This is a genomic window from Pseudomonas ceruminis (assembly GCF_021602025.1).
Classification (GTDB): Bacteria; Pseudomonadota; Gammaproteobacteria; order Pseudomonadales; family Pseudomonadaceae; genus Aquipseudomonas; species Aquipseudomonas ceruminis.
Genome location: NZ_BQHW01000010.1, coordinates 104803 through 131550 on the forward strand (window position 1 = coordinate 104803; position 26748 = coordinate 131550).

Consider the following 26748-nt stretch of genomic DNA (forward strand, 5'->3'; position numbering starts at 1 on the left):
ATCAGGCCAGCCGTTCCAGCAAACGCACCAGTTCATCGCGCGGCCCTTCACCCAGGTGCTCCACCAACCTCTGCTGCGCAACCTCCCACGCCGGGTAGGCGACCCGCAGGCGCGCTGCGCCTGCCTCGGTCAGCAGCACCACACGGTTGCGCTGGTCGTCACCGTCAGTCAAGGCCACCAAGCCCTCCGCCTCCAGGACCCGCAGGTTGCGCCCCAAGGTACTGCGCTCCAGGCCCATGGCCTCGGCCAGGGTGGTGATACTGGGTCGGTCAAGCCGCTGCAGGTGGCGCAGCAGGGAAAACTGGGCGACATTGATACCGAAACCGGCAAGGGCCTCGTCGTAATGTCGGCTTACTCCGCGCGCGGCACGACGCAGATGGGTGCAGATACATTCACTGGTCAACATGGGTACGTGTATATACCCGCAACCTGGACGTTGCAAGCAGTTTCACGGCGCCAACCGCCGGCGGATAGGCTCGAACACCTCCGTGGCGCGCCGCGGGAGGCTGTCCGGGGTACCCTGTTCGATGGCCTGCCAATAGCGCCATGGCACCTTTGCCACGCCCAGTTCGTAATCCATGCCATCCCAACTGTCTTCACGAAAGCTATAAAACGCCCAGTGCAGCTGATTACGCTCCAGCACCGTGAGCACGTCTTCCAGGTATTGCCGACAGCCTGGCAGGCGCCGCATGCAGCCAAATTCGCCGACAACCAGCCGTGAACGCGGCACCTTCATCGCATCCACCCACCCCAAGGCTTGAGCGAGGTACTGTTCGACACGCTCACCGTCCCAGTATTGGCGTGCGCCCGCGAACGGCACCGGGCCTGGATAGGCGAAAGGCCGCTTACGCGACAAGTTAGGCGCGCTGGTGGCGGCATAGGGCTCGTACATGTGCACGCTGTAGAGCACGCGCTCATCCTGCAGCGGTTCGGGCCAGTAGCTGAACGCATCGGCGCCGGCATACCAGCCAGCATCCACCATGATGGGGGTATGTGTGTCCACCTCGCGAATAGCCGCCAGCAGTTGGCCATACAGCGCTGGCAAGTCTCGCGCACTGCCCCTGGCCTGCCCGTACCAGCGCTGCATCTGCTGTGCAGGGGCATGCTCGGCGAGGCCGCCATGCTTCTCCGGGGCCGGTTCGTTGATCAGGTTATAGGCGGCGACGGCCGGGTGATCCTTCAGTTCACGGGCCAGGTCGCGCCAGAACGTGGCCGCCTGTGACCAGAAGCGTTTGTCCTGCCACAAACGGTCGTCGAACTGGCCCTGGTTGTTCTGCGACCATCGCATGCCCGGCAATGACAGCGGTGCGATGACCACCTTGAGCCCGGCCTGATGAGCACGGTCAAGGGTGTCGCGCAAGCGTTTCAGGTCCGCGGCGGGCAGGCCCTGGTAGTGGTCGGCATCGCCCAGCAGAACGTCACGCTGCGCGGGCTGCCATTTATCGTAGGACAGCCGTACCCAGGTGGCGCCATAGGCGCGCAAGGCCTCGAAGTAGGTCTGGTCGGGCGGCAGACGGTTGAAGCTGTTGCCACCATGGCGGGGGGTGTTCCAGAAGTCGATGAGGTCTGCGGCGCTGGCCAGAGGCGACAACATCGCCAGCAGACTGGCAAGAATCCAGTGATGCATGCGGCCTCCCGGCCAATCGAACAGACAGCCGAGGATAACCCCGCAGGGTCAGGGAAATGGGCACCAATGCATTGCTGAAAATGACTGTACGCGGTCAACTCAACGGGTGAGCGCCAGCCCCAGCAGTACCGTGAGCTCGAGCAACTCCAACAGCGCACCGGCCGTGTCCCCGGTAGTGCCGCCCAGGCGTTGGCACATCAACCGCCGCAACCAGCAGAACACCCCGAGCGCCGCCAGCATTGCCCAGGCCGCCCCCAGCCCGCCAAGCACCAGGCACACCAGCAGGCTGGCCAACAACACCCAGGTTGCCGCAGGGCGCGGCAGGTGCTCGGCCAAAGCCTGCCCCAGGCCGCCTTTGCGCACGTAGGGCGTGCCGAGGAACAATCCAAGCACCGCCGTTCGCCCCAACACTGGCGCCAGCACCAGCAGCGCGCCCGCACCGCGCTCGACCAATACCCACAACGCACAGAACTTCAGCAGCAACACCAGTACCAGGGTCACCACGGCAATCGGCCCGCTGCGCGGATCCTTCATGATCGTCAATGTGCGTTCGCGGTCGCCGAACCCACCCAGCCAGGCATCGGCGCTATCGGCCAAGCCATCCAGGTGCAACGCGCCACTGAGCAGCACCCACAGCGTCAATAACAGCGCCGCGTGCAGAGGCGCTGGCGTCCCTTGCAGCAGGTGGCTCGCCAGCCACAACAGCAGGCCGAAAAGCAGGCCTACCAGCGGGTAGAAAAGCAGCGAGCGACCCATTTCACGAGGCGCGGGCATGCCTGGCAAACGCACCGGCAGGCTGCTGAGAAACTGCAAGGCAATCCAGAACGCCAGCACTCAGCACACCTCCTGCAGCAGGTCGCCGTTCACATCCAATCGCACCAACGCACCATGGCCAACCTCAACCTGCAACAGGTGCGCCCGAGGCAAGCCACGGGCTCGTGCCAGCAGCAGACGCATGACGCCACCGTGGGTGACCAGCAACACGCGCTTGCCCGCATGTTGCTGCCCCAGGCGCTCGATGCCCGCGAGGACGCGGTCGGCGAATGCGCTAACCGGCTCGCCTGCAGGCGGCGTATAACCATAGGGGTCGGCCCAGAAACGCCCCAACTCATCCGCATGGGTTTGCATGAGCTGCAGAGCGCTGCGCCCTTCCCAATCGCCAAAATGCAGCTCTTGCAGGTCGGCCTCCCGCTGCACCGGCAGGCCCAGGCGCGCCCCCAGTTCGTCGGCAAACCGTGCGCAACGCTGCAGCGGCGAGCTGACCAGCACCTGCCAAGGCCCACCGGCGGCCACGGCCTCTCGCATCTGCGCCCAGCCTTTTTCGGTCAAGGCATCGTCGAGGCTGCCACGCAGGCCGCCGCCGTACTCGGTTTCACCGTGGCGCAGCAGGTCGAGGATCATGCCGGCCGATCCGCCACCGCCGCTTCGGCAAACGTCGCCATCTGGCCATGCAGGGCGCAGGCCAGGCGTAACAGCGGCACCGCCAGGGCCGCACCACTGCCCTCGCCCAGACGCAGGCCCAGAGCCAACAGCGGTTCGGCATCCAGGGCAGCGAGCAAGGCCTTGTGCCCTGGCTCGGCGCCCTGGTGGGCGAACAGCAGCCAAGCGCGGCACTGCGGGTTGATACGTACCGCCACCAAAGCGGCAACGCTGCAGATGAAACCATCCACCAGCACCGCGATGCCTTGCTGGGCGCACGCCAGGTAGGCACCTGCCAGGGCTGCGATCTCAAAGCCGCCAACGCAGGCCAGTGCGTGCAGCGGCTCATCGGCACGCAGGCCATGCAGCACCAGGGCGCGCTCGATGACTTCAGCCTTGTGACGCACACCGGCAGGGTCCAGGCCAGTGCCTGGGCCGCTCAGTTCAGTGGCCGGACACGCCAGCAGTGTGCTGGCAAGGGCCGCGGCGGCCGTAGTGTTACCAATCCCCATTTCGCCACCGATGAACAACTGCGCACCGCTATCGGCAGCGCGCCGAGCACTGTCCCGGCCCGCCTGCAGGGCCGCGTGCAATTGCGCCTCAGTCATCGCTGGCTGGTGCGCGAAATTGGCAGTGCCCGCTCCAAGCCGCACGTGGTGCACACCCGGCAGTTCCAGGTGCGGATCGACAGTACCCAGGTCAACCACCTCGAGGCTGGCTTGCAGTTGACGCGCCAGCACGCTGATTGCTGCACCGCCGCCGACGAAATTACGCAGCATTTGCCCGGTGACCGCTTGCGGGTAGGCCGAAATGCCCTCCTGCACCACCCCGTGGTCACCCGCGAACAGTGCGATGGCGACATGCTCCAGGGTCGGCCGTGCACAGCCCTGCAGGCCGGCCAGTTGCACCGCCAGGCCTTCCAGCTGGCCAAGCGACCCGGCAGGTTTCGTCAGCTGCTGCTGACGGGCCTGGGCCAGGTCCATGGCAGCGTTATCGAGGGGTTGGCAGGCGTCACGCCACCAGGGTTGATTCATAGTGCGGGTCCTTTAAGCATAAGAGGCAGGCCGGCCACGGTCAGTACCACGCGCTCGCAGCGCCCGGCAACGGCCTGGTGCAAGCTGCCGGCCTGGTCGACATAGCGCCGTGTCAACTCGCCCATGGGGACGACGCCCAGGCCGGTTTCGTTACTGACCAGGATCACCGTACCGGGCAAGTGCGTCAGGCATTCGAGCACAGCATCGCGCTCCTGGGCCAGGCGCTGGTCGTTTTCAAGCATCAGCAGGTTGGTAAGCCACAGGGTCAGGCAGTCCACCAGCAGGCAGCGCCCTTCGGCGGCCTGGGCGCGCAACACGGCGGCCAGCGCCAGTGGCTCTTCGATCAGCCCCCAGTCAGCCGGCCGACGCGCGCGGTGCAGGCGCACACGCTCGTTCATTTCACCATCGAGCGGCTCGCTGGTGGCGATATAGGTCACGGGCAGGCCGCTGTCGATCGCCAACTGTTCGGCCAGGCGGCTCTTGCCGGAGCGGGCACCGCCAAGGATAAGGTTGCGCATGTCAGGCGACTCCACACAATTGCCGCAGGTGCGCGGTGTCCAGGTGCTTGTCCACCAGGTCCGCGAGGCGTTCTATGTCCCGCTCACGCAGGGCTTGGTAATCGACCGTCTGCACCTGTTCAAGGCCCGCCCAGCGTAACAGCGCAGCGCACGACTGGCTGCCTTCGAACAGGCCATGCAGGTACGTGGCGAGCACTTGCCCGTCAGCACTGATGGCCCCATCGGCACGGCCACCGGCCAACTGCACGGCAGGGTGCGCCAAGGCAGGGCCTGTGGTGACGCCGGCATGGATTTCATAACCGGCCACTGGCGATTGCTCAAGGCTCAACGTACCGGCCACGTTGCGCAGTTGCTTTTCGGCCTCGAGCACGGTGGCATAGTCAAACAGGCCAAGCCCTGGGCTTGATCCGGCAGGCCCTTCCAGACCAAGCGGGTCGTGCACCTCAAGGCCAAGCATCTGCAGGCCACCGCAGATCCCGATCAGCTTGCCGCCATAGCGCAGGTGCCGCGCGATGGCCTTGTCCCACCCGCGCTCGCGCAGTTGTGCCAGGTCGCCACGCACGCTTTTGGAGCCGGGCAGGATGATCAGGTCGGCGGCCGGAATCGGTTGCCCTGGGCCGATGAACTGCAGGTCTACCTGTGGGTGCAGGCGCAGCGGATCGAAATCGGTGTGGTTGCTGATGCGCGGCAGCACCGGGACGATCACCTTGAGCACGCGCTCATCCTTGGTGCCCTGACGCATATCGATACCGTCCTCGGCCTCCAGGTGCAGGTCGCTGACATAGGGCAACACACCCAGAACCGGTTTGCCGGTGCGCTGCTCCAGCCAGTCCAAGCCCGGCTGCAGCAGCGCGATGTCGCCACGGAAACGGTTGATGACAAACCCTTTCACCCGCGCCTGCTCACTTGGCGACAACAACTCAAGGGTGCCGACCAGGTGGGCAAAAACCCCACCGCGGTTGATGTCGGCGACCAGGATTACCGGGCAGTCGACCGCCTCGGCAAATCCCATGTTGGCGATGTCGCCGGCGCGCAGGTTGATCTCCGCCGGGGAGCCAGCGCCTTCTACCATCACCACGGGGTAGGCATCACTGAGGCGCTGGTGGGAGGCCAGCACCGCCTGCATGGCGATAGCCTTGTAGTCGTGATAGGCCACCGCGTTCATGCTGGTGACCGCCCGGCCATGGATGATCACTTGAGCGCCGGTGTCGCTGTTGGGCTTGAGCAGTACCGGGTTCATGTCGGTGTGCGGGGCCAGCCGACAGGCCTGGGCCTGCACCGCCTGGGCCCGGCCGATCTCACCGCCGTCGGCCGTCACGGCGCTGTTGAGTGCCATGTTCTGCGGCTTGAACGGCACCACGGCAACGCCCTGGCGCAGCAGCCAGCGGCACAGGGCAGTGACCAGCGTGCTCTTGCCAGCATCGGAGGTGGTGCCTTGCACCATGAGGGTGGTCATGCCATTTCCTTCTGATAAGCGAGCAGCGCCTGGGCCAGGCGCTGCTCATCCGCCGAGCACGCGGGCAGGCCCAGGCGGACGGCAAGTGGCTGCTCGAACAAGCGCACCAGGATGCCGCGACGGGCGAGAAACGCATGCAACGCCGCGGCATGCTCGCTGCGCACGTACTGGAACAGGTCGCAACCGCCGCTGGGGGCCAGGCCTGCGCGCTGCAACAACGTGGCCAGCCGCTGGCTGGCCTGCGCGCATCGGCTTATCTGGGCCTGGTGTGCGGCCCGATCGGCGAAACAGCGCTGAGCCAGCACCCGGGTGGGGCCACTGACTGTCCAGGGTCCAAGAGCATCGGCCAACCGATGCAGCAAGGGCAGCTCAGCAACAACACAACCCAGGCGCACACCGGCCAGGCCAAAGAATTTGCCGAACGAGCGCAGCACGATCAGGCCCGGCCGCTCAGCGCAGTCGACCACGCTGTACTCGGGGGTGTTGTCCATGAATGCTTCGTCCACCAACAGCCAGCCGCCACGCGCAGCCAGGCGAGCATGCCAGGCGAGCAGGCGTTCACGAGAGATGCGGCAACCGGTGGGGTTGTTCGGGTTGACCAGCACCAGCACGTCGAGCTCGTCGAGGCAGGCTTCGATTTGGGTTTCATCCAGCTCGACCAGGGTGTGCCCTGCCCGCCGCCAGGCATGTGGATGCTCGGCATAACAAGGCGACATCACGCCTACGCGGCTGCTCGGGCGCAACAGCGGCAATGCCTGAATCGCCGCCTGGGAACCGGCGACCGGGAGCAGTTGGCGGGCCCCGTAATAGCGGCGCGCCGCGTCTTCGAGGCCATCTTCCACCTCTGGCAAGCGAGCCCAGGCGTCCACGGGGATCGGTGGAATCGGGAAGGGCCACGGCGCGATGCCGCTGGACAGGTCGAGCCAGGCTTCACGGGCAATCCCGTACCGTTGGACAGCGCGCAGCAAACGGCCTCCGTGTTCAAGCATTGAGGTACGCTCCCAGGCAGATCACGAGCAGCCACAGCCACACGCTGCGCTGCACCAGGCTCCAGCCACGCTCGATGGCATCGGCATCAGCCATGGGGCCCTCCCCCAGGCGAGGGCGCTCATGCAGTTCACCGTGGTATACCGCCGGCCCGCCGAGCTCGACCCCCAGCGCTCCAGCGCCTGCCGCCATCACCGGCCCGGCGTTGGGGCTGTCCCACAAGGGCCCCTGCTTGCGCCAGCAGGCCAGCGCCAGGCGAGTCTTGCCCAGCAGCGCATAGGTCAGCGCCACCAGCCTGGCGGGAATATAGTTGAGCACATCGTCGATGCGCGCCGCGCACCAGCCGAAACGCTCGAAGCGTTCGTTGCGGTAGCCCCACATGGCATCCAACGTATTGCTCAGGCGATACAGCACCACGCCGGGCGCCCCCGCCACGATGAACCAGAATAACGCGGCGAACACTGCATCGCTGCCGTTCTCCAGTACCGACTCAGTCGCAGCCCTGGCCACGGCAGGCTCATCCAGCTCGCGGGTTTCACGGCTGACCAGAAAGCCGACGCGGCGGCGCGCCTCCTCCAGGTCGCCCTGGCGCAGGGCGCTGGCAACCGGCACCACGTGTTCACCCAGGCTGCGCAAACCCACGGCGCAATACAGCGCCAGCACGTCCACCAGCCAACCAATGTAGGGCAGCCAGGACAGAATCAGCGCCAGCAAGGTCAGGGGCACCACGGCCAGGAACCACGCGCTGACGCCGTGGCTGCGCCAGCCGCGCCCGCCCGCGTTCAAGCGCCGCTCCAGGCTCGACGCCAGGTTGCCAAAGGCCACCAAGGGATGGCGCCGTTGCGGCTCACCGAACAACGCATCCAAGGCCACCCCGGCCACGGTCAGCAACGCCACGCTCATGGGTGCTCTCCCCAGTGGTTTTCATAGAGCAGGTCGCTCAATGGCCGTTCCTCGGCCCAGTGTTCCATGACCAGCATCGGTGCTGGATAGAATGCAGTCACAGGCCCCAGGCACAGTATCGCCACCGGTTTGGCCCCCGCAGGCATACCCAGCAGCTCGGCCAGCGCCTGCGGATCGAACAGGGACACCCAGCCCAGACCCAACCCTTCGGCACGGGCCGCCAGCCACAGGTTTTGTATGGCGCAGGCCAGCGAGGCAAGGTCCATTTCCGGCAGGGTCCGGCGGCCAAAAATGTGTGGCTCGCGGTTGTCCATCAGCGCCGCCACCAACAGTTCGGCACAGTCGTTGATGCCTTCGACCTTGAGCGTCATGAACGCATCGCTGCGCTCGCCCAGGGCGTGTGCCGTGCGTACGCGCTCCTGCTCGACCAATGCCTGAATGCGCCCGCGCAGGTCGCGCTGGGTAATGCGAATGAAACGCCAGGGCTGCATCAGGCCAACGCTGGGGGCCTGATGGGCTGCGCCGAGCAGGCGGCCCAGCAGGTCAGGGGCAACGGCACCACCGGCGAAGTGGCGCATGTCACGGCGTTCACCAATGGCTCGGTAGACGGCGGCGCGCTCGGCGTCACTGAAGGCATGTTCGCTCATGGTCGCAACAACGCCGCCGCCGCATCAGGGTTGGAAGGGAAATAAAAATGCACATACGAGGCTGTCAGGCGACCCCGGCGGTACACCGCTTCGTTGCCACGCCCACCATTGGGGCTCAGGCCGCGGGCGATGGGTTCGAGGGCGGTGCTGGTCAGCGAATGATGGTAGGTGTGCCCGCGCAGGGTGCCCTCCGGTAGCTCCACCGCTTGCAGTGCAAGGGCCGCCAGGCGCTTCTGCATAACGGCTTCGCCCGGCAGCAGGCCGAGCAGCTCGGCACGCTCACCGGCAACGTCGGTCAGGGCATCGAGCAGGTACAACATGCCGCCACATTCGGCCAGCAGAGGTTTGCCTGCGCCGTGGTGGGCGCGGATCGCCTGGCACATCGGCGTATTGGCCGCCAGTGCGTGGTGGTGCAGTTCAGGGTAACCGCCGGGCAGGTACAGGCTATCCACTGCTGGCAGCTCACGGTCGTGCAACGGTGAGAAGAATGCCAGTTGCGCGCCCAGGTTGCGCAGCAGGTCAAGGTTGGCGCCGTAGGTGAAGGCAAACGCCTCATCCTTCGCCACGCCAATGCGCACCCCGGCCAGCGGCGTGGCACACGGCTGCGGCTCGGCTTCGGCGAAGGCCACAGGGGGTGGCAAAGCTGCGTCGCAACTGTCCCCCAGCGCCTGCGCGGCGGCATCCAGGCGTGCATCCAGGTCGTTCAGCTCACTGGCCTGTACCAGCCCCAGGTGGCGGCTGGGCAGCTCGATCCCACGCTCGCGCGACAGCCCGCCATACCAGCGCAAGCCTTCGGTCAGGCTACCCTCAAGCAGTTGCGCATGGCGCAGGCTACCCACCCGGTTGGCCAGTACACCGGCGAACGGCAGGTCAGGCTGGTAGCGCGCCAGCCCCAGGGCCAACGCGCCGAACGTCTGGGCCATGGCGGTGCCATCGATCACTGCCAGCACCGGCACGCCGAAGTGGCGGGCCAGATCAGCGCTCGAGGGCGTGCCGTCGAACAAACCCATCACCCCCTCGATGAGGATCAGATCGGCCTCGCCCGCCGCTTCCCACAACAGGCGACGGCTTTCCTGCGCGCCAATCATCCACAGGTCGAGTTGATAAACCGGCGCCCCACTCGCCCGCTCCAGGATCATTGGGTCGAGAAAGTCCGGCCCGCACTTGAACACCCGTACCTTGCGCCCCAGGTTGCGGTGCAGACGTGCCAGGGCCGCGGTAACGGTGGTCTTGCCCTGGCCGGAAGCCGGCGCGGCAATCAGTACGGCCGGACAATGTCGCGCGTGGCTCACAGTTCGACGCCCTTCTGCGCGCGGATGCCCGCCTGAAAGGCATGCTTGAGCATGCCCATCTCGGTGACAGTATCCGCCAGTTCGATCATTTCGGCCTTGGCCGCACGCCCCGTGACGATGACATGCTGCATGGGCGGACGCGCCTGGATATCCGAAAGTACCTGATCGAGGTCGAGGTAGCCGTGCTTCAGCGCAATGTTCAACTCATCGAGCACCACGAACTGTACGCTTGGGTCTTGCAGCAACTGCCGCGAAACCACCCAGGCCGCTTCGGCGGCGGCGATGTCACGCTGGCGGTCCTGGGTTTCCCAGGTGAAGCCCTCGCCCATCACGTGGTAACGCACCTGTTCGGGGAAGCGGCGGAAGAACAGCTCTTCGCCGGTACTGTTGCGCCCCTTGATGAACTGCACCACGCCGCACTGCATGCCGTGGCCCAAGGCGCGGGCCAGCATGCCGAACGCCGAACTGCTTTTGCCTTTGCCGTTGCCGGTCAGGACCAGCAGCAGCCCGCATTCGTTAGGGGAATTGGCGATACGCTCGTCGATGATCGCCTTCTTGCGCTGCATGCGCGCCAGGTGGCGTTCGTCGCGTTCGGTGGGTTCGCTCATGAAGGTTCTCCGCAGGCTGACGCCACGCGAAGAAGCGGCGACAGGTCGATAGACAGGCAGACGGGGAACGCGCAGGGGCCGTGGCCGGGATGCCACGGTGCACCGCGCATCACCCTCCGTGATGCCGTTGGCAGTGACAGGCCGGTCTCCGGGCTCGTGAGCGGGCCTTTGGCCCAAGCCTGCGCGCCTTCCCGGGTGCGTGCACCCAGTGGCCCTGCGCGGCCTTCGACTCACCTACCGTTGCGGGGGCAGCGCCGGGATCGCACCTTGTGGCGCCCACCGGCTTCCCAGTTTCACCCTGCCCAGACGGGGCTGGCAGGGCACCTGAAACACGCCGCGAAGGTTAGAGGGTTGCACCGGGAGCGTCAATCGAACAGGGCCGAATTAGCCCGTATCAATGGCCGATCCGTCAGCTTGTGCCACACTGACAGCAAGTGATATCACATGGCTATCACCGTAGCGCTGAACGCGATCATAACGATAAAGGAGAGCGCAGCATGCAAGGCCAACTCATCAACAACCCGCGCCTGGAGTTCCTCAGACCGGTACTGGAGCGCTGGGTCGATTGCATCGACCGCTTCAACCAGTACGCCGGTGATGCCGACGCCGCTTACTGGCATGGCGCCGCCGCCAACGCTGGCGTGCTCGCAGCGGCAGCGTGGCAGGCCGAACTGGCGGCGCTGCAGCAGTTTCCAAGCAAGAAACAACGGGACGAGGGCGAGCGCGAAGGGCGTTGCGACCTGGCAATCGTCAGCGCCGACGAGGCACTTTACCTGAGCATCGGCCAGCGCTGGCCAAAGCTTGCCCGACTGGACGCGGCCACCGCCCTGCTAGAAACCGCCGCTCAGGCACGCCAGGTGGCCTACTCCAGCCAGCTGAAAGCCGGCGCGCTGTTCGTCAGCCCATGGAAGGCTGGCCAGCATGCCAGCCCAGAAGAACTGCAGGACTGGGTCGATGACTTACAGAAGCACTCCGCCTGCGCCATTGCCTGGTACTTCCCCTACGCGTACCGCAAGCTGCACAACGAATTGGGACACTATTTCCCCGGGGTGGCACTGCTGCTCAAGCAGGCCTGAACCACCGCCGTCAAACCACGCTCTGATCATTAAAGCGTAACGTTTGAGGGCGGCGAACATGAAACGCATCGGCATCGTCTTACCGTGGCTGTTCGGCGCCTGTCTGACAGGGTGTGGCGACACTGCCTTGCTGAGTGTGGATGACGGCAGCGGCACCTCGCCACAACTGCCCGCCCCCCACAAGACCTTGCTCCCGACGGTCAATATCGCGCCCGCCGTCGGCTGGCCGGGCGGTGCCAAGCCGAAAGCCGCCACCGGCCTGCAGGTGGTGGCCTTTGCCGACAAACTCGACCATCCGCGCTGGCTCTACGTGCTGCCGAACGGTGACGTTCTGGTGGCTGAAACCAACGCCCCACCCAAACCCGATGACGGCAAGGGCATACGTGGGTGGATCATGGGCAAGGCAATGCAGCGGGCCGGAGCAGGCGTGCCCAGCGCAAATCGCATTACCTTGCTGCGTGACGCCGACCATGATGGCGTTGCTGAAATACGCACCACGTTCCTCGACGGACTCAACTCACCGTTCGGCATGGCCTTGGTCGGCAATGAGTTCTATGTTGCCGACACCGACAAGCTGCTGCGCTTTCACTATCCGCCAGGCGCCACCCAACTTCGCGAGCACGGAACGCAGGTCGTCGCGTTGCCTGGGGGCCCCCTGAACCATCACTGGACCAAAAATGTGATTGCCAGTGCCGATGGCAAGCACCTGTATGTGACGGTGGGTTCCAACAGTAACGTAGGGGAAAACGGCCTCGACCAGGAACAGGGCCGTGCAGCGATCTGGGACGTCGATGCCGCCACTGGCGCACATCGGCTCTATGCATCAGGCCTGCGCAACCCCAATGGGTTGGCCTGGGAGCCACGCACCGGCCGGCTGTGGACGGCAGTCAACGAGCGGGACGAGATTGGCAGTGACCTGGTGCCTGATTACATCACCTCGGTCAAAGAGGGCGGTTTCTATGGCTGGCCGTACAGCTACTACGGCCCACACGTCGATGAGCGCGTACAGCCGCAAGATCCGCAAAAGGTCGCACGGGCATTGGTCCCGGACTATGCGGTAGGCCCGCATACCGCCTCATTGGGCTTGGCATTCGCCCAGCCGCAGACGTTGCCAGCGCCCTTCGACCGCGGTGCATTCGTGGGCCAGCACGGCTCGTGGAACCGAAAGCCACACAGCGGCTACAAGGTCATTTTCGTGCCGTTTGACAGCACAGGGAAACCGGTCGGCAAACCACTCGATCTGCTCACCGGTTTTCTGGACAGTAATGGCAAGGCAATGGGCAGGCCGGTTGGGGTAGCCACTGACCCACGCGGCGGCCTCCTGGTGGCCGATGACGTCGGCAACGTCGTGTGGCGGGTGAGCAAGGCGCCGTAGCGCCTGATGCTCAGGGGTTCTGCGCCAGGTGCCCCTGGGGGATAACCCTTTTGGCCTGCAGGTAGGCCTTGGACCAGTAGCTGTTGGACAGGTAATCCAGGCGCACCGTACCCCCTGTGGAGGGCGCATGCACGAAGCGCCCTTCACCTACGTAGATCCCGGCGTGGCTGACCTGCGAGCCGCCACTGGTGGCAAAGAACACCAAGTCGCCGGACTGCAGCGCGTTGATGTTCACCGTCGGCGCCCGCATCACGATCATTTCGCGGGTCGAGCGCGGCAAGCTGATACCTGCAGCATCGCGGTAGACATAGCCAATCAAGCCGCTGCAATCAAAACCAGAGTCGGGGGTATTGCCACCCCATCGGTACGGCGTACCCACCAGCCCGATGGCGCGAATAAGCACGTCGTCGGCAACCGGGGAAACACTCGGTTGGCTATAGGTAACCTGAGGCTGCACCACAGGCGCCGGCGCAGGAGCACGGCTGGAGCAGGCAGCAAGTGATGCCACCAGGGAAAGAAATACGAAGCGCGCCATCATCGTCATGGCCAGAACTTCCTGTCTGAGACCGCACGACCGCAGCCGAAAAGAGTTGAGAATTTAGATTAGACGCTTTCTGTAAATGCGCACGGCGGCGAGCTTTTTTTCAAGCATCGCCGCCGCGGCAGGGTACATCATTTGGCCATCAGTTGCGCGCGATATTGGTAGTCGGCGCCATCGCCAAGGCACGCTTGGCTTCGATGAAGGTCTTGCTCCAGTAGCGATCACCGAGGTTGTCGATGCGTACGCCACCGCTGCGGCGGCTGCTGGAGTGGATGAACTGGTTGTCACCCAGGTAGATACCGGCGTGGCTGACCCGGCCACGGCCATTGGTGCTGAAGAACAGCAAGTCGCCTGGCTTGAGCTTGTTGCGGGCGACCTTGGGCGCATCGACGTTGATCATCTCGCGGGTCGAACGCGGCAGGTTCATGCCGGCCTCTTCGCGGAACAGATAACCGATGAAACCACTGCAGTCGAAGCCGGACGCTTCCGAGGTACCACCGAAGCGGTAGCGGGTGCCGATCAACGACATGCCGCGCTCGAGGATACTGTCCGCCAGCACAGGCAGCTGGTAGGGCTTGCTGCTGGAGAATGCCTCCAGGTCATCTTCAGTGGCCAGCTCTTCCTGTTCGCCGAATACCGACGAAGCCGAGGCTTTGGCCTTGGTCACCGACTGGGTGGCGACCGGGGTGTGCTCCTGAGTCTGGGAAACCGGGCCTTGAGCCGCGCAGCCAAACAGCAGGGTCACGAGTGCGAGTGGCACGAGGGGTGCGAAGCGCTTTAGCATGGGCACGACCGTGTCTGTAATCCTTTAGAAGGGGGAAACTATGCCTTCTATCGGGACCATTTGCAAATTTTATCGAAAAAGATGTGACTTTTTTGTTTTACCGCTCAAAGCCCCGTATTTACGGGCCTACCAGCCGAGCGTTTCCTTCAGGAATGGGATGGTCAGCTTGCGTTGCGCCTGCAACGAAGCCTGATCGAGGCGCTCGAGCAGGTCGAACAGCGCGCTCATGCTGCGCGTGCCACGGGTGAGGATGAAATGCCCGACTTCGTCTGTCAGGTGCAGCCCGCGGCGCGAGGCGCGCAGTTGCAGGGCGCGCAGTTTGTCTTCGTCGGACAGCCCGCGCATCTGAAACACCAACGCCAGGGTCAGGCGGGACTTGAGGTCGGGCAGCTTGATCGGCAGTTCACGGGGCGAGGCCGAAGCCGCCAGCAGCAGTCGCCGGCCACTGTCACGCAGGCGGTTGAACAGGTGGAACATGGCCTCCTCCCAATCAGCCTTGCCAGCGATGACATGCAGATCGTCGATGCACACCAGCTCGTACTGGGCCAGGTAGTCGAGCAGTTCCACGCCGCGGTCGAGCAACTGGGCCAGCGGCAGGTAGACGGCAGGCTCGCCGCGCTGCTGGAAACGGTGCGTAGCTGCTTGCAGCAGGTGGCTGCGACCGACACCCTGCTTGCCCCACAGGTAGATGAGGCTCTCGGTCCAGCCGGCGTCGGCTTCGCATAGCCGCTCGACGTAACCCAATGCCGCAGCATTGGCGCCCGGATAGTAGTTGATGAAGGTGGCGTCATCGCGCAGGCGCACACCCAGGGGCAACTGGATCGGTGGTTTCATGCTCGCGGGCGGTCGGGAGACCACAGGGGGCCTTTGGTGAACGGTGCGCAAAGTCTATACCTGCAACGCCGGAGGCACAATCGCACAGGCGCAGAGCACAAGCAAAATCAACGAGTTGCGCCGTATAAGGCGCTGCCTCGCCACCCTCGCGCCGTGGTGCCGTCGCAAGGGAGACGCAGCGGCCAAGGCTTACAACTCAGGGTCGACGTCCCCTGCATACATGTCGGATTCCTTGTACAAATCATGCACATGCCGCAGCAGCACCATGATCACCGCAGCCACAGGCAAGGCCAGGAGCACACCGGTGAAACCGAACAGCTCGCCGCCGGCGAGGATGGCAAAAATCACGGCCACCGGGTGCAGGCCGATTCGGTCACCCACCAGCAGCGGCGTCAGCACCATGCCTTCCAGCGCCTGGCCGACCATGAACACCGCCACGATGCCGAGCATGGGGTACAGGTCACCGCCAAACTGGAACAGCCCCGCCACCAAGGCCGCACCAATGCCGATGATAAAGCCCATGTACGGCACGATGGCGGCCAAGCCTGCAAGCATGCCAATCAGCAGCCCCAGCTCCAGCCCTACCAGCATCAAGCCAGCAGAATAAATGACACCGAGCGCCAGCATCACCAGCAACTGGCCACGCACGAATGCCCCCAGCACTTCATGGCACTCGCCCGCCAGCTCTACCACCTGCGGCTCACGTTGACGCGGCAGCAAGCTGCGTAGCTTGGCCATCATCACGTCCCAGTCACGCAGTAGGTAGAAACCCACCACCGGAATAAGCACAAAGTTGGCCAGCCAGGCGATCAGCGCCAGGCTCGAGGCTGTGGCCTGGGACAGCACCACGCCGACGATGTCTGTGGTCTGACCCATGTGTTCGCCAATGGCGGCCTTGATCTTGTCGAACTTCCAGAAGCCATCGGCCAGGCCCAGACGGTGCTGCACCCACGGCAGCGCCACATGCTGCAGCCAGTCGAGCATCTGCGGCGCCAGTTCGTACAGGCGCACCAACTGCTTGGCCAGCATGGGGACCAGTACCAGCAGCAAGGCGAGCAAGATCAAGGTGAACAGGGCGAAAACCACCACCACACCCCAGGTACGCGACAACCCCAGGCGCTCGAGGCGGTCGACCAACGGGTCAGCCAGGTAGGCCAGGAGAATGCCGACCAGGAACGGTGTGAGAATGTTGTGCAGGCTATACAGCAGTACAGCCAGCAGAAGGGCTGCCCCCAGCCAGATCCAGCGACGGGTATCGATCATGGTTACCACTCCTTACCAGCGAAAACGCAGACCGTCGAACGGCTTGGCTGCAGGTTGGGCGGTTGCAGGTTGCTCCTGCGATGGCCCTGGCGCAGGGGCTGCAGGCGCGGCCGGTGCCGGTTCGTCCGGCAACTCCTGCAACTTGGCCAGGCCAAGCTGGGCGCGCAACTGATCGCGGTTGGCGGTCACGCCATAGGTCAGCGTGTTGCCCTCGGCCATCTGCAGGCGCGGCCCGAACGGCTCGAGCACGCGACTGAGCTCGGCATAGCGCTGCAGGTTCATGCCCTGCACCTGCACCTGCAACTGGCTGCTGGCGCCCGGCCGGGTCACGTAGCGCGGCGCCATGCGGTTGCTCACCGCCAGCATCACCGCGTCGGCCAGGGCGGCCTGGTCGGCACCTTCAGCAGTCCCTTGCTCGCGCTGGTCGCCTTGCCACAACTGCCATTTGCCTTGCCATTTGCCGTCGGCGTCCTGTGCATGCACCGCCAGCAGCGCATCGGCGCCGTAGCGCTCGGCCGCTTCGCGCAGTGGCCCAGGGTCGTTGCCTTCGAGCTGCTTGGCGTTGGCCACCAGTTGCTCCTGCAGGTCGGCCAACGGCAAGCGCAGCGGCAGGCCACGGTGCTGGGCAGCGAGGCGCAGGGGCTGGGCACTGGCCTGGCCATCACCGACCAGATTGCTGCCTTCGACACTGTCGTTGAGCCACCAACCCAGAATGGACGGCCGGTTGCTCCCCCACAGCGCCAGCCCGGCCTTGCGCAACGCCCGTTCGGTGCTGCCCGGGTCGAACTCGACCAGTACCGACTCCGGCGGGCCGGCCTCGGTGCCGACCTGGTTGATGATCTGTTGTGGGTCCTTGCGCAGTTCGCCCAGCGCTGGGTTTTGTACCGCCTTGGGGTCGCCGGTCAGGCGCAGCACCAGGGTATCGAATGCCTTCACGGTGGCTGCAGTACGGGCTTCGGCGCCCTGCCCCGCGACCGGTTCGCGCACCTGATAAAGGCCAGAAACGTTTTCGGCCTGGGCGGCCAGCGTGACCAGGGCCAGGCAACTGCCTGCCAGGATGTTGAAAAAGCGCATGGAGGATTCCTGTCCAGAAAACAAGGAGCAACGGGCTGCTACGTGCTGGCTGTGTGACCGCCACGGGGCAACGATTGCTCCCTCGCACGGCGCATTTTGCGCCATCGCCTTTCCTATACCTTATACAGCCACCTGCACGGCAACCAGTCGAAGCCCGTGAAAGGATGTTTTTTAATGCTTTAGTGCCCTGCCCGTCGGCCTGAGGATGGCCGCTGCACGGCAACCCTGATAAAATCGCGCGCCTTCACAGACTCTGACGTTTCAGGCAGCCGCCGCTTCCCAGCCGGCCTTGGCCGTCACGGTCGTTTTTACGAATCCCTCCCTCTTAAAGGCCTGGATCAATGAGCAAGCAACCCTCCCTGAGCTACAAGGACGCCGGTGTAGACATCGACGCCGGCGAAGCACTGGTCGAACGCATCAAGGGCGTGGCAAAGCGCACCGCACGCCCTGAAGTCATGGGTGGCCTGGGCGGCTTCGGCGCCCTCTGCGAGATCCCGGCCGGCTACAAACAGCCTGTACTGGTCTCTGGCACCGACGGCGTCGGTACCAAACTGCGCCTGGCGCTGAACCTGAACAAGCACGACAGCATCGGCCAGGACCTGGTCGCCATGTGCGTCAACGACCTGGTGGTCTGTGGTGCCGAGCCGCTGTTCTTCCTCGACTACTACGCCACCGGCAAGCTCAACGTCGACGTGGCCGCCACCGTGGTCACCGGCATCGGCGCCGGCTGTGAACTGGCAGGTTGCTCGCTGGTGGGCGGCGAAACCGCCGAAATGCCTGGCATGTACGAAGGTGAAGACTACGACCTGGCCGGTTTCTGCGTGGGCGTGGTGGAAAAAGCCGAAATCATCGACGGCTCCAAGGTTGCCACCGGCGACGCGCTGATCGCCCTGCCCTCGTCCGGCCCGCATTCGAATGGCTACTCGCTGATCCGCAAGATCCTCGAAGTGTCCGCGACCGACATCGAAAACACCCAGCTCGACGGCAAGCCGCTGACCGACCTGCTGATGGCGCCGACCCGCATCTACGTCAAGCCACTGCTCAAACTGATCAAGGACACCGGCGCCGTCAAGGCCATGGCCCACATCACCGGCGGCGGCCTGCTGGACAACATCCCGCGCGTTCTGCCAGACAACGCTCAGGCGGTGATCGACGTGGCCAGCTGGCAGCGCCCGGTGGTGTTCGACTTCCTGCAGGAAAAAGGCAATGTCGATGAGCACGAAATGCACCGTGTGCTGAACTGCGGCGTGGGCATGGTCATTTGCGTGGCCCAGGACCAGGTCGAAACCGCCCTGAACGTACTGCGCGCAGAAGGCGAGCAACCTTGGGTCATCGGCCGCATCGAACAGGCCGCCGAAGGCGCTGCCCAGGTCGAGCTGCAGAACCTCAAGGCACACTGATGCCGAGCAAGCCCTGCAATGTCGTGGTACTGCTGTCGGGCTCCGGCAGCAACCTGCAAGCCTTGATCGACAGCAGTTGTGGCGCGGACAGCCCGGTGCGCATCGCTGCGGTGATTGCCAACCGCGCCGATGCCTACGGCCTGCAACGGGCCGCAGCGGCCGGTATCGCCACCGAGGTGCTCGAGCACACCGGTTTCGACGGCCGTGAAGCCTTCGATGCGGCGCTGATGGCACGCATCGACGGCTTTGCGCCAGACCTGGTGGTGCTGGCCGGCTTCATGCGTATCCTCAGTGGCGGCTTCGTGCGCCACTATCAGGGCCGCCTGCTCAACATCCACCCGTCGCTGCTACCCAAATACAAGGGCCTGCATACCCACCGCCGGGCACTGGAGGCAGGCGACGCCGAGCATGGCTGCAGCGTACACTTCGTCACCGAGGAACTCGATGGCGGCCCCCTGGTCGTACAGGCAGTGGTGCCGGTGGCGCCAGGCGACACCGTTGAAAGCCTGGCCCAGCGGGTACACCATCTGGAACACCAGATCTACCCATTGGCAGTGCACTGGTTTGCCGAAGGCCGCTTGCGCCTGGGCGAACAGGGTGCGTTACTGGATGGCCAGCCATTGCCGGCCAGTGGTCACTTGATCCGACCCTAGGAGAATATATGCGTCGCGCCCTGCTCTTGGCTCTCGCCGTGCTCGCCCTGCCCCTTCAGGCAGCTGACCTCAAGCCTTTCTCGGCCAGCTACACCGCCGACTGGAAGCAACTGCCCATGAGCGGTACTGCCGAGCGTAGCCTGGTCAAGAATGCCAACGGTACCTGGGACCTTAATTTCAAGGCTTCCATGATGATTGCCAGCCTGACCGAACAAAGCTCCCTGCGCCTGGACAACGATACCCTGCTGCCGCAGAAGTACCACTTCGAGCGCGGCGGCCTGGGCAAGGCCAAGAAAGTCGACCTCACGTTCGACTGGAACAGCAAGAAAGTCACCGGCACTGACCGTGGCGATGCCATCAACCTGCCGCTTAACCGCGGCGTGCTGGACAAGTCTTCCTACCAGCTGGCACTGCAGCATGATGTGGCCGCCGGCAAAAAGAGCATGACCTACCAAGTGGTGGACGGTGACGAGATCGACACCTACGACTTCCGCGTGCTCGGCACCGAGAAGGTCACCACCAAGACTGGCCAGGTCGATGCCGTGAAGGTCGAGCGTGTTCGCGACCCAAGCCAGAGCAAGCGCATCACCGAGCTGTGGTTTGCCAAGGACTGGGACTACCTGCTGGTGCAGTTGCGTCAGGTCGAGACCGACGGCAAGGAGTATGTGATCGTGCTGCAGGATGGCACGGTCGATGGCAAGTCGGTAAAGGGTAACTGAACCGCCACAGCCCGCAGCATCCAAAGCCCCGCCTTGTGCGGGGCTTTTTTGCACCTGAAGCGCGGCGCCGCTTCATGAAACTTGTTTCATCGCTGTTTTATTTACTTAGCCTGCTAACAAACTCTATAAAGAAGGTGTGCGACACAGTGTCGCAACCAACTGGAAAGTGGAGTTTAACGATGACAGTCCAAGTAACCGAACGCGACGAATCGAAAATGTCCCACGAAGGCCTGGCCGCTGGCGTGCGGATCTGGGATGTGCACCAGCAGGGCCAATTGGTCGGGATGTTCCACAATGAACATGAAGCCCACCAGTACCGGGTTGAGCTTGAAGTCCTGGAAAACCAGCGCACCACGCAATGACACAGACTTCTCAAAGAAAACCCCGCCTAGGCGGGGTTTTTCGTGTTTACCACATCAGATCGTCAGGGATCTTGTAGGCTGCGTACGGATCATCTTCGTCCGCTTCCTCGACATGGGTGTTGAGCAGCAGGATACGATGAGGGTCGCGCTCCTGGATCTTCACCGCCGCCTCGCGGGGGATCACCTCGTAGCCGCCGCCATGGGACACGATCGCCAGCGCACCGTTGCTCAGCTTGCTGCGCATCAAGGCATTGACAGCAATGCGCTTGACCTTCTTGTCGTCGACGAAGTTGTAGTAGTCCTCGGTGTTGAGCTTGGGCAGGCGGGTCGCTTCGATCAACTGCTTGACCTGCGCGGCACGGGCTTTCTGCTCGGCCTTTTCCTGCTGCTGACGGTTGAGTTCCTGGTCACGCTTGGCCTTTTCGGCCATCGCTTCCTTGGCCAGACGCTGCTGGCTGTCGTCAACTTCGACCTGGCCTTTGTGTTCCAGGCGTTTCTGTTTCTTCTCGGCCTTATTGGCCTGGGAGACCTGTTTCTGGTTGACCAGACCGGCCTTGAGCAATTGATCGCGAAGGGAAAGACTCATGAATGTTCACTCACTTATGCAGCCACTCAGCCGCAGCTGGGCAGGTTCTTTTCCTGACGTTTGGCTTCTCCCCAAAGGGCGTCCAGCTCGTCAAGGTTACAATCTTCAATCGGTCGGCCACTGTCGCGCAATGCCTGCTCGATAAAGCAAAAACGCCGCTCGAACTTGCGATTGGCGCGGCGCAGGGCGTTTTCCGGGTCTTGCTTGAGGTGTCGAGCCAGGTTCACGGCGGCGAACAACAGGTCGCCAACTTCATCTTCAAGGGCCTGGTCATCGTCATCGGCCATGGCCTGCAACACTTCGTCGAGTTCCTCGCGAACCTTGTCCAGCACCGGCAACGCCGAAGGCCAGTCGAAACCGACCGTGGCCGCGCGCTTCTGCAGTTTGGCCGCCCGCGACAGGGCCGGCAAGGCCGCAGGCACGTCATCGAGCAACGACAGTTGTTCAGGCCCACTCTTTTCGGCGCGCTCTTCGGCCTTGATCGCGTCCCAGCGCGACTTCACCTGCTCCTCACTGAGGCTGGGCGTGTCCAGGGGCGCATAGAGCTCACCGGTAGGGAACACATGGGGGTGGCGGCGGATCAGTTTGCGGGTAATGGCATCGACCACTCCGTCGAACTGGAAACGCCCTTCTTCGCGGGCCAGTTGGCTGTAGTAGACCACCTGAAACAGCAAGTCACCAAGCTCACCCTGCAGGTGCTCGAAATCTCCGCGCTCGATGGTGTCGGCGACCTCGTAGGCTTCCTCGATGGTGTGCGGCACGATGCTGGCGTAATTCTGCTTGAGGTCCCATGGGCAGCCGTATTGCGGGTCACGCAGGCGGGCCATGAGGTGCAGCAGGTCTTCGAGGGTGTAGGTCATTGGCTTCTATTCCCAGGCGAGGGCTTCGCCCCGATCGCCGGCAAGCCTGCCCTCACACGGTATCTGTGGGCGCCGGCTTGCCGGTGATCGGCCGCACAGCGGCCCAATGCAGTTGTTCAAGGGGTGCGATTGCGCCGCGTCTCGATGATGTTAGGCAACTGCGAGATCCTGCCCAGCAAGCGGCCCAGCGCATCCAGGCCAGGAATCTCGATGGTCAGCGACATCAGCGCGGTGTTGTCTTCCTTGTTCGAGCGGGTGTTCACCGCCAGCACGTTGATCTTTTCGTTGAGCAGCACCTGCGACACATCACGCAGCAACCCCGGGCGGTCGTAGGCACGAATGACGATGTCGACCGGGTAGGTCTGCACCGGTATCGGCCCCCAGCTGACCTGGATCATCCGCTCCGGCTCACGCCCGGCCAACTGCAGCACCGAGGCGCAATCCTGGCGGTGAATGCTCACGCCGCGGCCCTGGGTGATATAGCCGACGATGGCATCGCCGGGCAGCGGCTGGCAGCAGCCAGCCATCTGCGTGAGCAGGTTGCCGACGCCCTGGATCTGGATGTCGCCCCGTTTGCCGGTACGCGTGCCGGTGGGCTTGCGCGGCACCAGTTCGATCTGCTCGATACGCTCGGGTTCGAGCAGTTGCTGGGCAGCGTTGACCAGGTGCGCCAGGCGCAGGTCCCCGGCACCGAGCGAAGCGAACATGTCCTCGGCGGTCTTGACGTTAGTCTTCTCGGCCAGGCGCTCGAAGTCCACTTGCGGCAGGCCCAGGCGGCTGAGCTCACGTTCGAGCAAGGTTTTGCCGGCAGCCACGTTCTGGTCACGCGCCTGCAGCTTGAACCAGTGAACGATCTTGGCCCGGGCCCGCGAGGTGGTGACGTAACCCAGGTTGGAGTTGAGCCAGTCACGGCTCGGGTTGCCGTGCTTGCTGGTGATGATCTCCACCTGCTCGCCGGTCTGCAGGCTGTAGTTGAGCGGTACGATGCGCCCGTTGATCTTGGCACCACGGCAGTTGTGGCCGATCTCGGTGTGCACGCGGTAGGCGAAATCCAGCGGTGTGGCGCCCTTGGGCAGGTCGATGGCGTGGCCGTCGGGGGTAAACACATAGACCCTGTCAGGTTCGATATCCACCCGCAACTGCTCGGCCAGGCCTCCGATGTCGCCCAGCTCTTCGTGCCACTCGAGCACCTGGCGCAACCAGGAAATCTTTTCCTCATAATGGTTGGAGCTGGGTTTGACGTCGGTGCCCTTGTAACGCCAGTGGGCGCAGACACCGAGTTCGGCTTCCTCGTGCATGCCGTGGGTACGGATCTGCACTTCCAGCACCTTGCCCTCGGGGCCGATCACCGCGGTGTGCAGCGAGCGGTAGCCGTTTTCCTTGGGGTTGGCGATGTAGTCGTCGAACTCCTTGGGAATGTGCCGCCACAAGGTATGGACGATACCGAGCGCGGTATAGCAGTCACGGACCTCAGGCACCAGAACACGCACCGCGCGCACGTCGTAGATCTGGCTGAATTCCAGGCCTTTGCGCTGCATCTTGCGCCAGATCGAATAGATGTGTTTTGCCCGGCCGCTGATATCGGCATTGACCCCGGTGGCCAGCAGCTCATTCTGCAACTGGTTCATCACATCGCTGATGAAGCGCTCGCGGTCCAGCCGGCGCTCGTGCAAAAGCTTGGCGATCTGCTTGTACTGATCCGGTTCGAGGTAGCGGAACGAAAGGTCTTCAAGCTCCCACTTGATGTGGCCAATACCCAAGCGATGGGCCAGCGGCGCATAGATGTCGAACACCTCGCGCGCTACGCGCAGGCGTTTTTCGTCATCGGCGGACTTCACCGCCCGGATCGCACACGTCCGCTCGGCCAGCTTGATCAGGGCCACGCGAACATCGTCGACCATGGCCACCAGCATCTTGCGCAGGTTTTCGACCTGCGCCTGGGACCCTAACACCAGCGACTGGCGCGGGCTCAGGCTGGCACTGATGGCCGCCATGCGCAGCACGCCGTCGATCAGCTTGGACACCACCGGGCCGAACCGCTGGCCGACCTCGGCCAGGGTCACCTTGCCTTCGCGCACCGAGCGATAGATTACCGCCGCCACCAGGGAATCCTGGTCGAGCTTGAGGTCGGCAAGAATTTCGGCGATCTCAAGGCCAGCCTGGAAGCTGGACGTACCATCGGCCCAAGAATGCTTGGCCGGGTTGCCCTTCTTCTCGACTTCCTGGGCGAACTCGCAGGCCTCCTTGAGTGCGACGCGATCCAATGCCGAATCGACGCTCACTACATGATCCAGCCATGCTTCGAGATTGATACTGCCGTCCGTGTTGACCGGCTGGTGCACTCTCACCTGTACCATCTTTGTTTTACCTTTCCATACAGCACACCCCGCGGGTGCACTGGCTATCACCGTGTGGCCTCCCATCCGTGGAAGCCGCACCAAGGGGCCAGCCTGCTAGCCCACTTCGAATAACGCCATGGCCTCGACATGCGCCGTCTGAGGAAACATGTCGAGAATCCCGGCCCTTTTTAACCGGTACCCCTGGCCAACCAGCACCTGGGCGTCTCGCGCCAGCGTGGCCGGGTTGCACGATACATACACCAGCCGCCTGGCCTTGAGGCGGGCGATGTCTTGCACCACCTCGAAAGCACCGTCACGCGGTGGGTCCAAGAGTACCGCAGAAAAGCCCTCGGCGGCCCATACGGCACCGGCCAAAGGCTGCGATAAATCGGCCTGAAAAAACTGTGCGTTATGCACATTGTTGTTTCGGGCATTGGCAGCAGCCCGATCGACCATGGCCTGCACACCCTCTACTGCGACCACTTCACGGGCGTACCGGGCTAACGGCAAAGCAAAATTGCCCAGCCCGCAGAACAGATCGAGCACACGCTCGTCGGCTTGCGGTGCCAGCCAGGCCAGGGCCTGCTCGATCATTGCGCTGTTGACCTGGGCGTTGACCTGGACGAAATCGCCCGGGCGCCAGGCCAGCTCAAGTTGCCAGGGCGCCAGGGCAAAGCCGAGCGTGGCCTGCGCCTGCACAGGCGCCGGCTCACCCTCACCCTGCAGCCACAACTGCGCCTGAGCTTCAGTGCAGAATGCCTGCAGGCGCGCCAGGTCATCAGTTGGCAACGGTGCCACATGGCGGACCAGCACAGCCTCGGCGGTGCCGCTGAACAGTTCCACATGGCCAATGGCCTGGGGCTTGCCCAGCGAACGCAGCACAGTCGGCAGATGACGCAAAATAGACTGCAAGGGCTGTACCAGCACCGGGCAATCGTCGATGGCAACGATGTCCTGGCTGGCTTCGGCGCGCAAGCCCACGTCCAGTTGGCGCGCTTTCACGTCCCAGCGCACCGCTACCCGCGCCCGGCGCCGGTAACCGAATTCCGGCCCGCTCAATGGCGCGGCCCATTCTTCAGGTTGTACCCCGGCCACCCGCTGCAGCTGTTCGGCCAGGGTACGCTGCTTGAGCGCCAGTTGACTGGCGTGCGGCAGGTGCTGCAGGTTGCAGCCACCGCAGCGCTGATAATGACGGCACGGCGCCTCACGGCGTTCGGCGCTGGCCTGCAGCACCCGTTCCAGACGCGCCTCTACCACCTTGCCGCGGGCATTGAGCACCCGTGCCTCGACTGTTTCACCGGCCAGCGCACCGCTGACGAACCAGGTGCGCCCGTCATGGAAGGCGATGCCACGGCCGTCACCGGCCAGGCGCTCGATATCCAGGCGCTGCTTTTTGCCCACAGGTACCTGGGGGGTGCGGTTGCCACCGGCCGGTTGGAAGCGCAGGCCGCTGTTGCTTTTCTTTCTGGACATTTAGCTCGGGTCGAACAGGCCGGTGGACAGGTAACGGTCGCCGCGGTCACAGATGATCGCGACCATCACAGCGTTTTCTACTTCGCGGGACAGACGCAACATGGCTGCGACCGCACCACCGGAAGACACGCCACAGAAAATGCCCTCTTCGCGGGCAAGGCGGCGAGTGGTGTCTTCGGCTTCCTGCTGCGACATGTCGACCACCCGGTCGACGCGGGTAGCGTCGAAGATCTTCGGCAGGTACTCCTGCGGCCAGCGACGGATGCCGGGAATGGCCGAGCCTTCCATCGGCTGCAGGCCGACGACCTGTACCGCCGGGTTCTGCTCCTTGAGGTACTGCGAGCAGCCCATGATGGTGCCGGTGGTACCCATGGAGCTGACGAAATGGGTGATGGTGCCTTGGGTCTGCTGCCAGATCTCCGGGCCGGTGCTGGTGTAGTGGGCGATCGGATTGTCGCCGTTGGCGAACTGGTCCAGCACCAGGCCGCGGCCTTCGGCCTGCAGCTTCTCGGCCAGGTCGCGAGCACCTTCCATGCCCTCTTCCTTGGTCACCAGGATCAACTCGGCACCATAGGCAGTCATCGCTGCCTTGCGTTCAGCGGTGGAGTTGTCCGGCATGATCAGGATCATCTTGTAGCCCTTGATCGCCGCCGCCATGGCCAGGGCGATGCCGGTGTTGCCGGAGGTCGCTTCGATCAGGGTGTCACCGGGTTTGATCTGGCCACGCAGTTCGGCGCGGGTGATCATCGACAGTGCCGGGCGATCCTTCACCGAGCCCGCTGGATTGTTACCCTCGAGCTTGAGCAGGAGAATATTGCTGGTTTCGCCACCGATGCGCTGCAGGCGAACCAGAGGCGTATTGCCGACGCAATCGGCGATGGTTGGGTACTGCAAGGTCATGGCGTATTTCACAATCCG

The 26748-nt window shown here is 64.0% G+C and carries 28 protein-coding genes and 1 riboswitch; of the genes, 6 read left to right on the top strand and 22 right to left on the bottom strand.

What is annotated here, in order from left to right; genetic code table 11:
- Position 1: 1 nt before the first annotated feature.
- From L6D80_RS14065 to cobO, 12 genes are all read right to left on the bottom strand, one after another.
- On the bottom strand, positions 2 to 406 hold the full coding sequence (locus tag L6D80_RS14065; RefSeq protein ID WP_054900541.1) for a MarR family winged helix-turn-helix transcriptional regulator: 405 nt from the start codon (positions 404 to 406) through the stop codon (positions 2 to 4).
- Positions 407 to 448: 42 nt separating this feature from the next.
- Positions 449 to 1627, bottom strand: coding sequence for a glycoside hydrolase family 5 protein (locus L6D80_RS14070; RefSeq protein WP_176512624.1), 1179 nt, complete (start codon positions 1625 to 1627; stop codon positions 449 to 451).
- Between the two features lie 99 nt (positions 1628 to 1726).
- Positions 1727 to 2461 (bottom strand): adenosylcobinamide-GDP ribazoletransferase, encoded by a 735-nt coding sequence (locus L6D80_RS14075; RefSeq protein ID WP_176512625.1) that lies wholly within the window; start codon positions 2459 to 2461, stop codon positions 1727 to 1729.
- On the bottom strand, positions 2462 to 3028 hold the full coding sequence (locus L6D80_RS14080) for a histidine phosphatase family protein (RefSeq protein WP_054900544.1): 567 nt from the start codon (positions 3026 to 3028) through the stop codon (positions 2462 to 2464). It lies immediately after the preceding gene.
- On the bottom strand, positions 3025 to 4080 hold the full coding sequence (gene cobT / locus L6D80_RS14085; RefSeq protein WP_054900545.1) for a nicotinate-nucleotide--dimethylbenzimidazole phosphoribosyltransferase: 1056 nt from the start codon (positions 4078 to 4080) through the stop codon (positions 3025 to 3027). Before cobT ends, L6D80_RS14080 begins: the two co-directional genes overlap by 4 nt.
- Positions 4077 to 4598 (bottom strand): bifunctional adenosylcobinamide kinase/adenosylcobinamide-phosphate guanylyltransferase, encoded by a 522-nt coding sequence (gene cobU / locus L6D80_RS14090; RefSeq protein ID WP_054900546.1) that lies wholly within the window; start codon positions 4596 to 4598, stop codon positions 4077 to 4079. Before cobU ends, cobT begins: the two co-directional genes overlap by 4 nt.
- A 1-nt stretch (position 4599) precedes the next feature.
- Positions 4600 to 6054, bottom strand: coding sequence for a cobyric acid synthase (locus L6D80_RS14095; protein WP_054900547.1), 1455 nt, complete (start codon positions 6052 to 6054; stop codon positions 4600 to 4602).
- Positions 6051 to 7043, bottom strand: coding sequence for a threonine-phosphate decarboxylase CobD (gene cobD / locus L6D80_RS14100; RefSeq protein WP_176512626.1), 993 nt, complete (start codon positions 7041 to 7043; stop codon positions 6051 to 6053). Before cobD ends, L6D80_RS14095 begins: the two co-directional genes overlap by 4 nt.
- The gene (gene cbiB, locus L6D80_RS14105; RefSeq protein ID WP_054900549.1) at positions 7036 to 7944 is read right to left on the bottom strand and encodes an adenosylcobinamide-phosphate synthase CbiB; all 909 of its coding nucleotides are present in this window, start codon (positions 7942 to 7944) and stop codon (positions 7036 to 7038) included. The genes cobD and cbiB overlap by 8 nt, the downstream gene beginning before the upstream one ends.
- Positions 7941 to 8591 (bottom strand): 5,6-dimethylbenzimidazole synthase, encoded by a 651-nt coding sequence (bluB, locus tag L6D80_RS14110; protein WP_176512627.1) that lies wholly within the window; start codon positions 8589 to 8591, stop codon positions 7941 to 7943. Before bluB ends, cbiB begins: the two co-directional genes overlap by 4 nt.
- Positions 8588 to 9883 (bottom strand): cobyrinic acid a,c-diamide synthase CobB, encoded by a 1296-nt coding sequence (locus L6D80_RS14115; RefSeq protein ID WP_176512628.1) that lies wholly within the window; start codon positions 9881 to 9883, stop codon positions 8588 to 8590. The genes bluB and L6D80_RS14115 overlap by 4 nt, the downstream gene beginning before the upstream one ends.
- Positions 9880 to 10491 (bottom strand): cob(I)yrinic acid a,c-diamide adenosyltransferase, encoded by a 612-nt coding sequence (cobO, locus tag L6D80_RS14120; protein ID WP_054900552.1) that lies wholly within the window; start codon positions 10489 to 10491, stop codon positions 9880 to 9882. Before cobO ends, L6D80_RS14115 begins: the two co-directional genes overlap by 4 nt.
- 122 nt (positions 10492 to 10613) lie before the next feature.
- Positions 10614 to 10834: riboswitch (cobalamin riboswitch) on the bottom strand.
- A gap of 154 nt (positions 10835 to 10988) precedes the next feature.
- On the opposite strand from cobO, the gene L6D80_RS14125 reads away from it, so the two are divergent.
- Together L6D80_RS14125 and L6D80_RS14130 are read left to right on the top strand one after the other, a co-directional pair.
- Positions 10989 to 11567: a hypothetical protein gene (locus L6D80_RS14125; protein WP_176512629.1), complete on the top strand. Its 579-nt coding sequence runs from the start codon at positions 10989 to 10991 to the stop codon at positions 11565 to 11567.
- A 58-nt stretch (positions 11568 to 11625) separates the two neighbouring features.
- The gene (locus tag L6D80_RS14130; RefSeq protein WP_176512630.1) at positions 11626 to 12942 is read left to right on the top strand and encodes a PQQ-dependent sugar dehydrogenase; all 1317 of its coding nucleotides are present in this window, start codon (positions 11626 to 11628) and stop codon (positions 12940 to 12942) included.
- 10 nt (positions 12943 to 12952) lie between these two features.
- On the opposite strand, the gene L6D80_RS14135 is transcribed toward L6D80_RS14130, so the two are convergent.
- From L6D80_RS14135 to L6D80_RS14155, 5 genes are all read right to left on the bottom strand, one after another.
- Positions 12953 to 13486, bottom strand: a complete 534-nt coding sequence (locus L6D80_RS14135) for a C40 family peptidase (RefSeq protein ID WP_054900555.1) — start codon at positions 13484 to 13486, stop codon at positions 12953 to 12955.
- Positions 13487 to 13625: 139 nt separating this feature from the next.
- Positions 13626 to 14267 carry a C40 family peptidase gene (locus L6D80_RS14140; protein ID WP_176512631.1) on the bottom strand — a complete coding sequence of 214 codons (642 nt, stop codon included), beginning with the start codon at positions 14265 to 14267 and terminating at the stop codon, positions 13626 to 13628.
- Between the two features lie 126 nt (positions 14268 to 14393).
- Positions 14394 to 15101: a DnaA regulatory inactivator Hda gene (hda, locus tag L6D80_RS14145; RefSeq protein WP_008092169.1), complete on the bottom strand. Its 708-nt coding sequence runs from the start codon at positions 15099 to 15101 to the stop codon at positions 14394 to 14396.
- 189 nt (positions 15102 to 15290) lie between these two features.
- Complete coding sequence (locus L6D80_RS14150) at positions 15291 to 16364, bottom strand: AI-2E family transporter (protein WP_054900557.1); 1074 nt, start codon at positions 16362 to 16364, stop codon at positions 15291 to 15293.
- 12 nt (positions 16365 to 16376) lie between these two features.
- Positions 16377 to 17438, bottom strand: a complete 1062-nt coding sequence (locus L6D80_RS14155) for a DUF2066 domain-containing protein (RefSeq protein WP_176512632.1) — start codon at positions 17436 to 17438, stop codon at positions 16377 to 16379.
- A 341-nt stretch (positions 17439 to 17779) separates the two neighbouring features.
- On the opposite strand from L6D80_RS14155, the gene purM reads away from it, so the two are divergent.
- The 4 genes from purM to L6D80_RS14175 all read left to right on the top strand — a co-directional run bounded on the left by purM (position 17780) and on the right by L6D80_RS14175 (position 20572).
- Positions 17780 to 18838, top strand: a complete 1059-nt coding sequence (gene purM / locus L6D80_RS14160) for a phosphoribosylformylglycinamidine cyclo-ligase (RefSeq protein WP_054900559.1) — start codon at positions 17780 to 17782, stop codon at positions 18836 to 18838.
- On the top strand, positions 18838 to 19491 hold the full coding sequence (purN, locus tag L6D80_RS14165) for a phosphoribosylglycinamide formyltransferase (protein ID WP_054900560.1): 654 nt from the start codon (positions 18838 to 18840) through the stop codon (positions 19489 to 19491). Before purM ends, purN begins: the two co-directional genes overlap by 1 nt.
- A gap of 8 nt (positions 19492 to 19499) precedes the next feature.
- A complete protein-coding gene (locus L6D80_RS14170) occupies positions 19500 to 20210 on the top strand; it encodes a DUF3108 domain-containing protein (protein WP_054900561.1) in 711 nt (236 codons plus the stop codon).
- Positions 20211 to 20389: 179 nt separating this feature from the next.
- Entirely contained in the window at positions 20390 to 20572 is a 183-nt protein-coding gene (locus tag L6D80_RS14175) for a hypothetical protein (protein ID WP_054900562.1), read from the top strand.
- A gap of 46 nt (positions 20573 to 20618) precedes the next feature.
- Here the strand turns inward: L6D80_RS14175 and L6D80_RS14180 are convergent, their stop codons facing one another.
- The 5 genes from L6D80_RS14180 to cysM form a co-directional block, all read right to left on the bottom strand.
- Positions 20619 to 21158 (bottom strand): DUF2058 domain-containing protein, encoded by a 540-nt coding sequence (locus tag L6D80_RS14180; RefSeq protein ID WP_054900563.1) that lies wholly within the window; start codon positions 21156 to 21158, stop codon positions 20619 to 20621.
- 26 nt (positions 21159 to 21184) lie between these two features.
- On the bottom strand, positions 21185 to 22018 hold the full coding sequence (gene mazG / locus L6D80_RS14185) for a nucleoside triphosphate pyrophosphohydrolase (protein WP_054900564.1): 834 nt from the start codon (positions 22016 to 22018) through the stop codon (positions 21185 to 21187).
- A gap of 116 nt (positions 22019 to 22134) precedes the next feature.
- Positions 22135 to 24375 (bottom strand): GTP diphosphokinase, encoded by a 2241-nt coding sequence (gene relA / locus L6D80_RS14190; protein ID WP_054900565.1) that lies wholly within the window; start codon positions 24373 to 24375, stop codon positions 22135 to 22137.
- A 96-nt stretch (positions 24376 to 24471) separates the two neighbouring features.
- On the bottom strand, positions 24472 to 25830 hold the full coding sequence (rlmD, locus tag L6D80_RS14195) for a 23S rRNA (uracil(1939)-C(5))-methyltransferase RlmD (protein WP_176512633.1): 1359 nt from the start codon (positions 25828 to 25830) through the stop codon (positions 24472 to 24474).
- Positions 25831 to 26730: a cysteine synthase CysM gene (gene cysM, locus L6D80_RS14200; protein ID WP_176512634.1), complete on the bottom strand. Its 900-nt coding sequence runs from the start codon at positions 26728 to 26730 to the stop codon at positions 25831 to 25833.
- Between the last annotated feature and the right edge of the window lie 18 nt (positions 26731 to 26748).